General features: G+C 44.3%; 11 protein-coding genes, 1 tRNA gene and 1 pseudogene. 4 read left to right on the forward strand and 9 right to left on the reverse strand.

Features of this window, described 5'->3' with window-relative positions; translation table 11 throughout:
• Window positions 1-289: 289 nt before the first annotated feature.
• The 4 genes and pseudogenes from LDL35_RS15440 to LDL35_RS12950 form a co-directional block, all read right to left on the reverse strand.
• Window positions 290-562: pseudogene (locus LDL35_RS15440) on the reverse strand (type II toxin-antitoxin system PemK/MazF family toxin); the annotation flags it as partial.
• A 53-nt stretch (window positions 563-615) separates the two neighbouring features.
• Complete coding sequence (locus LDL35_RS12940; RefSeq protein WP_304023107.1) at window positions 616-1,155, reverse strand: hypothetical protein; 540 nt, start codon at window positions 1,153-1,155, stop codon at window positions 616-618.
• Window positions 1,152-1,490, reverse strand: coding sequence for a transcriptional regulator (locus LDL35_RS12945; RefSeq protein WP_304023110.1), 339 nt, complete (start codon window positions 1,488-1,490; stop codon window positions 1,152-1,154). The genes LDL35_RS12940 and LDL35_RS12945 overlap by 4 nt, the downstream gene beginning before the upstream one ends.
• A 381-nt stretch (window positions 1,491-1,871) precedes the next feature.
• Window positions 1,872-1,944, reverse strand: a tRNA-Thr gene (locus LDL35_RS12950).
• A 139-nt stretch (window positions 1,945-2,083) separates the two neighbouring features.
• Here LDL35_RS12950 and rnhB point away from each other — a divergent pair.
• The 3 genes from rnhB to LDL35_RS12965 all read left to right on the forward strand — a co-directional run bounded on the left by rnhB (window position 2,084) and on the right by LDL35_RS12965 (window position 4,653).
• Window positions 2,084-2,722 (forward strand): ribonuclease HII, encoded by a 639-nt coding sequence (gene rnhB, locus LDL35_RS12955; protein WP_304023113.1) that lies wholly within the window; start codon window positions 2,084-2,086, stop codon window positions 2,720-2,722.
• Between the two features lie 49 nt (window positions 2,723-2,771).
• A complete protein-coding gene (locus LDL35_RS12960) occupies window positions 2,772-4,064 on the forward strand; it encodes a site-2 protease family protein (RefSeq protein WP_304023114.1) in 1,293 nt (430 codons plus the stop codon).
• Window positions 4,065-4,131: 67 nt separating this feature from the next.
• Window positions 4,132-4,653, forward strand: coding sequence for a hypothetical protein (locus LDL35_RS12965; RefSeq protein WP_304023118.1), 522 nt, complete (start codon window positions 4,132-4,134; stop codon window positions 4,651-4,653).
• Between the two features lie 4 nt (window positions 4,654-4,657).
• Here LDL35_RS12965 and LDL35_RS12970 read toward each other — a convergent pair whose 3' ends face one another.
• From LDL35_RS12970 to LDL35_RS12980, 3 genes are all read right to left on the reverse strand, one after another.
• Window positions 4,658-5,188: an RDD family protein gene (locus tag LDL35_RS12970; RefSeq protein ID WP_304023120.1), complete on the reverse strand. Its 531-nt coding sequence runs from the start codon at window positions 5,186-5,188 to the stop codon at window positions 4,658-4,660.
• Between the two features lie 81 nt (window positions 5,189-5,269).
• Window positions 5,270-5,743, reverse strand: coding sequence for a hypothetical protein (locus LDL35_RS12975; RefSeq protein ID WP_304023122.1), 474 nt, complete (start codon window positions 5,741-5,743; stop codon window positions 5,270-5,272).
• A gap of 33 nt (window positions 5,744-5,776) precedes the next feature.
• Window positions 5,777-6,052 (reverse strand): acylphosphatase, encoded by a 276-nt coding sequence (locus tag LDL35_RS12980; protein ID WP_304023125.1) that lies wholly within the window; start codon window positions 6,050-6,052, stop codon window positions 5,777-5,779.
• Between the two features lie 113 nt (window positions 6,053-6,165).
• Between LDL35_RS12980 and LDL35_RS12985 the strand changes: the two genes are divergently transcribed.
• Window positions 6,166-7,788 (forward strand): PAS domain-containing protein, encoded by a 1,623-nt coding sequence (locus tag LDL35_RS12985; RefSeq protein ID WP_304023128.1) that lies wholly within the window; start codon window positions 6,166-6,168, stop codon window positions 7,786-7,788.
• Between the two features lies 1 nt (window position 7,789).
• Here LDL35_RS12985 and LDL35_RS12990 read toward each other — a convergent pair whose 3' ends face one another.
• Window positions 7,790-7,942 (reverse strand): rubredoxin, encoded by a 153-nt coding sequence (locus LDL35_RS12990; RefSeq protein ID WP_304023130.1) that lies wholly within the window; start codon window positions 7,940-7,942, stop codon window positions 7,790-7,792.
• Between the two features lie 24 nt (window positions 7,943-7,966).
• Window positions 7,967-8,212, reverse strand: a 246-nt coding sequence (locus LDL35_RS12995) for an ATP-binding protein (RefSeq protein ID WP_369694933.1), incomplete at its 5' end; no start/stop codon positions are given.

Below are 8,212 nucleotides of genomic sequence, written 5' to 3' on the forward strand. Positions count from 1 at the left end.
TGGATGACCAGTTAAAGAACATGGGGTTCGATAGCTTGCTCAGGGAGAAAAGACTCTCACCTTAGTAAGTTATAAATTGCCAGAATTAGGTTATGAAGGAATATCCACAAGCGGATATCAGGCTGTTTGTGATTTACTGTTTTGGAAATATGGGATTTCGGGTATTTGAAGTTGAAAATTATTGAAAAAAACGAACATATGAATCCTGATGCGACTATAAATTTTTCGTGAAATCGCATTTACGATGTCTTACGAAGAATTGGATGAATTGAATATATCGTCCTCTCTCTCAAATCTGAAGCATATCTTTTACTACTTCTAATATTGCTTCGTAATCTGAATCAGATATTACCCCAATCTTTCTTTTGATGCAATCTCCGGATATCGACATGATTTGAAAACATATAGCCACGCTCTCATAAGGGAGATTATTCTGTGTATCCGGAAAAATCAGGTACGCATTGGGGTGGGCTGCTAATTGTGTTTTGGTTGTAAACGGGATAATAATGGTCATCCCATATGATATCGCTAGAATTACACCCGATCGTTTTCCTGCTTGTTCATGCCCTTGTGGATCCGGTCATTCTATTTCCCATATTTCCTTTGGCTGCCAGTTCATTCAGCCCACTCCAGGGAGTGAAACCCGATATGTTGCCATTCTGTCGTCTCTTCTCGTAAGATCTGCAGATCATCAGGAGTTGGTGAATAAAGAAACTGATTCGCTTTCGAAATAGCAACAGCTATCTGACCTTGGGAATATTGAGATTTTAACTCTCTGGTTGCTTTTATTGCGTCAATTGATGAGTAGTATAACGTATTTGTGAAATGCGCGTATGTTGATGAAATCTCTAATTGTGAAGGTTTTTCATGATTGAATATTTCAGAGAATTTTTTTAGTATATCACGTTCTGTTTCGGTTAATTCAGTATCAGTCTCTCCAGTCTGCAATTTTTCTTTCTCCAGGAAATAATCACTCGTTAACTCCGGAGAGTATGGACCGTGAATATACATAGAAAATGGATACCCTATCGATATACCCCGAAGCTGGAGTAGACAGACGGTCTTTTGAATAATTAACCGGCTATCAAATTCATTAATATCAGCAGGAATCCCCAATTCTTTTAAAATGGCTATCACTTTATCAAATTTGGTCATTGTCCATCCTCATGGCAGCGTGTGATCATCTGGAACCATCTGCTTAATTTTTTCCACTCTTCAAGACCTGCAGGCGTGATAGTATACATTTTGATCTCTTTTGATTCGAACCGGGTCATTTGTGACTGAATATATCCCATCCTTTCTAGAGCATCAAGATTTGAATATAAACTTCCTTCATGAACCTGCAATGCACCTTTTAAATGGCGGGCAGTTACTCCATCGGGTGAAACATCATTCAATGCCCAGAGTATCATGATCCGGATGAGTGAAACCGTCTGACTATTTAGATCGGCTGTAGCATGAATTATCTCTAAAAAGTCATCCTTTCTCATAAATGTTCACTCATTGAATCACTCACTATTTCGAGAGAATATTAGAGTGTCATATGATGTATGTTATACAAAATATAGATTATGGTTATTGATACGGGAACTCTACCTCGTATGTTCTATAAGACAGGAGGGACCTTGATCCATGTCAAAACCGATACAACACGAATCCATCTCATAGATTCGCGAAAAGCGCTCTTTATGTTTCTCTAAAAAAGAAATCATGATTTGATATATTGTGAGCACGAGCACCCTCATATACAGTCGTGATTTTAGAGGATTTCAGGAGAAATGACAATATGTGAACGTTATTATTACAACAATCAGCGATGAGAAAACGAGATCGCCCATATTTTAAAGTGGACGTTTAAAAATAATTACGTAAGCCTCAGGCGAGATTTGAACTCGCGACCTCGTCCTTACCAAGGACGCGCTCTGCCGGCTGAGCCACTGAGGCGAATGCTTGTGCCTCTACAAGTATGCATGATGGATATTTAAACATTTTGAACTGCAACTGCATTATCAATTCATTTGAAATTGCGGCCAGATTTTTCCTTACATCAGATTTTTCCATCAATCCATCCCATTTTTAACCGATGATCTGTGGTGTTGATGAAGCTGGAAAAGGATCAGTCCTGGGTCCCATGGTGGTCGCCGCGGTCGGATGTATGGATATGGATGATCTGATCGCACTTGGAGTGGCCGACTCGAAAAAATTATCCCCGAAATCCAGAGAAAAGATATCTGCAGATATTAAAGCACAATTCCCATTTTCTATCGTAATCCGGACTGCACATGACATCGATGAGCTCCGCCGGACAATGACCATGAATGAGATAGTTGCCCGCTCTCATGCAGAGGCTCTGACTTCTCTAAAATGTACATGCGCATATGTTGATGCATGTGATGTGAGCGAAGAACGGTATGGGGAGACGGTTTCATCATTCTCACCACCTGATTGCACCATCGTCGCCCGTCATAAGGCTGATTCCCTCTTTCCACCGGTATCTGCCGCATCAATCATAGCGAAAGTCGAACGGGACCGGATCATTGAAGAACTCTCCCTGGAATATGGTGAGATAGGGAGCGGCTATCCATCAGACCAGGTTACAATTACCTATCTCACAGAGTACATCCGACAGCATAATCACCCTCCGGACATTGCGCGTTCAAGCTGGGAGACCGTAAAGAATCTTCTCCATCAGAAAAACCAGAGTTCTCTTCTTGATTTTTAATATCCGTTCCATAACCTTTTCTTCTTTTCAGGGCCACCTGTAAACATTCATGGACTGGCTTCTTATTCTGCTCGGCTGTGTTGCCGGCTATGTCCTCCTTCTTGCATATATCCGGACATATAAACCCTATCCCCGTTTTATCACACTGTATGGTCCGATTATCGGGCTGAAGACAGATCAGGTGGGATTTTTTGACTACTTCAGAAAGTTCTCTGGTTTTTTACGTATATATGGAACGATTGGAGTAGCGATGGTGATCATCGTGTCCGTTGCGATGGTGATAATGCTCCTCCTCTCGGTAAACCTGACCCTCGAATTAAAACCTGAACCAACATCCCTTCACAAGCCTCAGAATATCTTTCTCATTCCTGGGGTCAATGAGTTTGTCCCATCAACCTTTGCGGTTTGGTTTGCGTTTATCCTGACTTTGGTGGTTCATGAGTTTGGTCATGCCATTCTCTGCAGGGTTGAGCAGATTGCAGTAAAGAGTATGGGTGTGTTGTTCCTGATAATTCCCATAGGGGCCTTTGTTGAGCCTGATGATGAGGAGGTGAAGAAAGCATCTCCCTGGCCACGGATGCGGATGTATGGAGCGGGAATCATCAATAACATCCTTATTGGTCTTATCAGTTTTGGTCTCATGGTCAGCCTGATTGGGATGGCTGTGCCAATCCAGGAACCGGTGGTTGTGGGTCTTTATCAGAATTACTCTGCAGCACAGGCAGATGTCCCGACACCCTCCATCATCAGGACCGTCAATGGTGAGTCGGTATCAACCTCACAGGATGTATCTGACATTCTGAATACAACCCGTCCGGGAGATACGGTCATTGTGGGATTTGATCATAAAGGAGAACGAAAAGATTACTCGCTCAATGTATCACCCTGGCCTGAAGCACTCGGGAGTCGTGAATCCGGATTCATGGGGGTCTTTTACTACAATGGTCAGGGGATTATTGACACCGTGCAAAGCATGTTCTCACCGGTTGGAATTTTCATGCTTCTTTCCGTTCCGTTTAACCCGACCATGGAAGGGCAGTATCTGAGGATACTGGGATTTGATGTTGCCGATACCGGGTATTATCACGTACCGTTTCCAGGATACTGGGAGCTCATACACCTTCTGTTCTGGAGTGGATTTATTAACCTGGCGGCCGGTCTTTTCAACGCTCTCCCCATGATCCCTCTTGATGGTGGTTTTATCTTCAAAGAAGGGACCGAACGGATCCTGACCCGCAGGGGACTTGCACGATATACGGATCATATCGTTGGCTTTGTCAGTACCGGTATGGTCGTTCTGATGGTGGCGATATTCACCCTGCCATACCTCTTCCATCTGTAATTGCGAAAACCGTCAATTTCTCTTTTTTCGGTGGTATAAGAAAGTATATGCAGTATCGATCGTGAACATGTATAGGATTGATATGCAGGTTCATTATCGATTCATTGCATGCGCAATAATGTGCATTTTCCTTCTCATTGGATTTGCACATGCTGCTTCATCAGCAGGAACGAACCCGGGATTTGGATCACTGCCAACGTCATTTGAATGGGAAGGGGATAAGATCCTCAACGGTGAAGATCCGACCAGTATGTTTACCGAGACAAAAAATGGAATGCTGGATGAGCTGGCTGGAGCAGGGATGGTTATGTACTCAACAAGCGGGCTTGGCAATAACACAACGACTGCAAATGCCACGGTAAATAAAACATCGAAAGCCCCTGAAACAAACGATCCCCTCTCCGGATATGCGTCGGTGGGTGATATCATCAGGGCACAGGATTGGGCAGCCCTTCAGCGGTATACATCCTCTATTAATGCAACCTCTGAAATTCCTGACTCTTCGTTATCGCTTGGAAATAGAAATAGTAACTGGGATAAATTATTCAAGGATCCCCAGCCTGTGGGAATATCCTGTGGTCCCTGTTAAATAATCACTCAATTTTTTCCGGCCGGTAATATACCAGGCATGCTGCAATGATATCATGAAAACCCTGTGCATGACGGGTATATGCGATTGCAAAAATTCCTGCGAAACAGGTGATTATTGATATGATTTTTGAAAAGTGTCGCAGTGATGCCCGGGCAAAGGTTATCTGGTTTCCATGCAGGTCAGTAACAACCGCCCGTGCTGCCATCTTTCCTAACGTAGCCTGATTTTTAGAGGACTCAAGAATTGCATAATAGAGCCAGGGGATTACAATGACGGTGACGAGGAGAAAGGTTGCTACCTGACCGGGGAGAGCGGATGTGACCAGAATCCCGTCCATGGTTCTGACCTCCTCATGCCGGATCATCATGAGAAGCATTCTCCATCCTTCAGTCAGCCCCAGGTAGTATGCTGCAAAACCGGCGATGAGGGTAATTATAATTCCATCAATGATCCCGGCAATGATCCTTCTCCCAAATCCGGCATAAAACCTTTTTTCATCTGAAATTTGATTATTCTGATTAATATCTGACACAATACAATATATCTATTAAAGAGCAATGAATCTGTCGCAAAAATGAGGGCCACATGGATATCTGGAAAAAATATTGAAAAATCAGATCTTTGTCGGTTCACTAAAGAACATGACGGCCGTTGTTGTATTGTTGGATGATGACTCTGAACCAGTGTTCTTGTTTTTCCCTTCCTTCAGCCAGGGTTTCGTCTCCATCAGTTCATCATGCAGGGCCTGGAGTTCAGGGTCTACTTCAAGAGTGGCAAATGAATCATCAATGTGACATGCCGGACAGTAGCTTTTCGTCTGTACCGATGAGCCGCTGGATGAACTCGTTCCGTTCGTCTCCTCATTTAATGCATCAGAGTATTTGCTGAGATGCCCGTGCACCATCTCCCACCAGCAGCAATACATGGCAGCGGAGATTGGATTGTTGGGATCGTACTCAAACTGCCAGTATCCGTTCCAGTTTGGGGTGTTTGGAGATACGTGGGGGATTGACCAGGCGGCACTTACTGGTGAAATCAGGCAGACTACCATGACGATCAAGAGTGAAAATATAAAGAGAACCTTCATAATTATCAATCATCTTTCAAACCAATAAAACTATCAATCTCTTCTGATAGTAAAGAATGAATATCCACAGACCTCTTTCTCCTGAACCTGAACATTCCTCACTTGTATCGCTCCCTGCCTGGTGTGGGAGATTGTCCGGATAAATGTCTCAAGAACGTCTGTTTTCCCTTCCGCATCGATCTCTACCGTCCCATCCGGGAGGTTTCTCACCCACCCCATGATCCTCATGTCCTCTGCAATATCCTGGACATAATACCTGAACCCGACTCCCTGAACCTGTCCTGAGACGATCATAGATACCCGTTTCATGAGGAGAATGTTTGTTCAGTATCCTTTGAATATATATTCAGCCAGAGAGCTCATCTTATATCCCGTAGCAAGATATCTGTAATAACAAAGAGCGGGATCCGGTTCTGTTCATCATGGTAAAAATCCTTCTTGTCAACGACAAAAGTAAGGACGCTTCCTCCATTCAGTCTCACCTGTCTGACAATCTTCAGATTGAATTGTGGGAGGTCAGATCTATTGCTGAAGGAGAGGAAAAATATCAGGCTATCACTCCTGACATAATTCTCGTGCCATTCGCCGGGGAGGATGATATGAGTCGTATCGTCAGCTGGCAGCGTCAGTGTATGGTGCACGGATATCATCCCGGTTTTCTCTTTTACATTATACAGAATAACAACGCCATCTTTTTTGATATATCGCAGGGGAGTTTTATAGTTCCTCTTCAGGAGTCAGATGCATCCCGTCAGATCTTTGCATCGATTCGGCAGGTATCAGGACGGGCAAAGGTAGAGCGATCTCTTCGGGAAGACTATGATCATCATAACCGGATCATCAGCACGATGCCCCTCTCCTGTCTGGAGGTCCGGGGAGGAACTGTCACCCGGGTGAATCCGGCTTTTCTTCAGGGATCCGGGTATGATGAGCATGAAATTCTCGGGCATGCTCCTGATACATGGCTGATGAATGGACAGACTGTAAGAGATGAACTCTTTCGTCAACCGGGCCTTCATACATCTCTTGAAGGGATGATCCGGAAGAAAGATGGAAAGGAGATGCCTTGTCGGATCACGGTGCATTCTTTCCATGAGGATAACCCGGGAGACGGAATCTGGTTTATTGAGGACCGTAGTGATTATGCTGCTCTTCATTCTGCACTCAGAGAGACTGAGTATACATGCCGGGAACAACTGTATCTTGCTGAAACTCTGGTCATCAGACTTGATCCGGATGGATTTATCACCTTTGTCAACCCTTCAGCGGTCAGGTGTTTTGGATATGAGATGGATGAGTTGACAGGAATTAGTATCGGAGTACTTTTTCCGCCCTGGGCGATACAGAATGTGATAAATCCGGCATCTCTGTTTCTTGAAGTATCTGACGAATCCTCATCAGCCCTGCATATTTTTGAACATTGTAAAAAGAATGGAAATCATCTCTGGATTGCCTGGACCAGCCGGGGATTGTATGACTCTGACAATACTCTGACCGGGATCATCTGTGTGGGCACTGATATGACCGAACAGGTATCAAGCGGGGAAGAGAGGATATCAACCCGGGCCTGGCGTGATCGGATCCTTTCCTTTACCGACATCTCACCAGAAGCGTTTGATGCAGTGCTTCAGGCTTGTATTGAAATCGGAAGAGAAGGGCGGGAAGGAAAGACCATCGGAACCTCTTTTCTTATCGGTGATTCAGAAGAAGTACTGAAGCGATCCCGTCAGTTGATATTAAATCCGTTCGCCGGTCATCCTCCTGAAATGAGAAATATTGCTGTTCCTGATGTCAGAGAGATGTTGAAAGAATATGCGCTTTTGGACGGTGCATTTGTTGTGAGCGGGAATGGTCTGCTGGAGGCGGCAGGACGATATATCACCGTCGATACCTCACTTATATCTCTACCGAAAGGAATGGGGACCCGTCATTCATCAGTCGCAGCGCTTACGTATGTTACCGATGCAATCGGGTTTGTGGTGTCTGAAAGCGGCGGGAAGGTATCGATCATGAAAAAAGGGAAAATAGTGAAGGTTATTGCCTGAATCAGACCGGTCGAAAGAGTCTTTTTGCCGCAAGACAGACCGGGCATACCCATTCCTGTGGCAGGTTTTCAAAATCAGTTCCGGCAGGAGCATCCTTATCCCCGATGACCGGATCGTACACATGGCCGCAGATACTGCATTTCATCTTTTGCATAGCAGGTAGTAGGTATTATGATGATTAAATCATATGGTCTTGGGGTTCATGTTTCCATAATCCCTTCGGGATAGATATCTCAAACCTGGCACCTTCTCCAAAGGTTCCTGTTTCAATAATTGAAAACCCGGAAATGTTTACGATCTCCCTGGCAAGAAAGAGTCCGTACCCCGTATTGCTTCCAAATCCCCGTTCAAAGATCTTTTCTTTATTACTGACAGCGATTCCATATCCGTCATCCTCATACACAAGCGTCATATCACCATCAGT

Origin of the sequence: Methanospirillum hungatei (assembly GCF_020216685.1) — an archaeon.
Classification (GTDB): Archaea; Halobacteriota; Methanomicrobia; order Methanomicrobiales; family Methanospirillaceae; genus Methanospirillum; species Methanospirillum hungatei_B.

Coding starts and splice junctions, on each gene's coding strand:
- LDL35_RS12985 (WP_304023128.1), top strand. CDS start 6,166: ATGGTAAAAATCCTTCTTGTCAACGACAAAAGTAAGGACGCTTCCTCC.
- rnhB (WP_304023113.1), top strand. CDS start 2,084: ATGATCTGTGGTGTTGATGAAGCTGGAAAAGGATCAGTCCTGGGTCCC.
- LDL35_RS12965 (WP_304023118.1), top strand. CDS start 4,132: ATGTATAGGATTGATATGCAGGTTCATTATCGATTCATTGCATGCGCA.
- LDL35_RS12990 (WP_304023130.1), bottom strand. CDS start 7,942: ATGCAAAAGATGAAATGCAGTATCTGCGGCCATGTGTACGATCCGGTC.
- LDL35_RS12945 (WP_304023110.1), bottom strand. CDS start 1,490: ATGAGAAAGGATGACTTTTTAGAGATAATTCATGCTACAGCCGATCTA.
- LDL35_RS12960 (WP_304023114.1), top strand. CDS start 2,772: ATGGACTGGCTTCTTATTCTGCTCGGCTGTGTTGCCGGCTATGTCCTC.
- LDL35_RS12980 (WP_304023125.1), bottom strand. CDS start 6,052: ATGAAACGGGTATCTATGATCGTCTCAGGACAGGTTCAGGGAGTCGGG.
- LDL35_RS12975 (WP_304023122.1), bottom strand. CDS start 5,743: ATGAAGGTTCTCTTTATATTTTCACTCTTGATCGTCATGGTAGTCTGC.
- LDL35_RS12940 (WP_304023107.1), bottom strand. CDS start 1,155: ATGACCAAATTTGATAAAGTGATAGCCATTTTAAAAGAATTGGGGATT.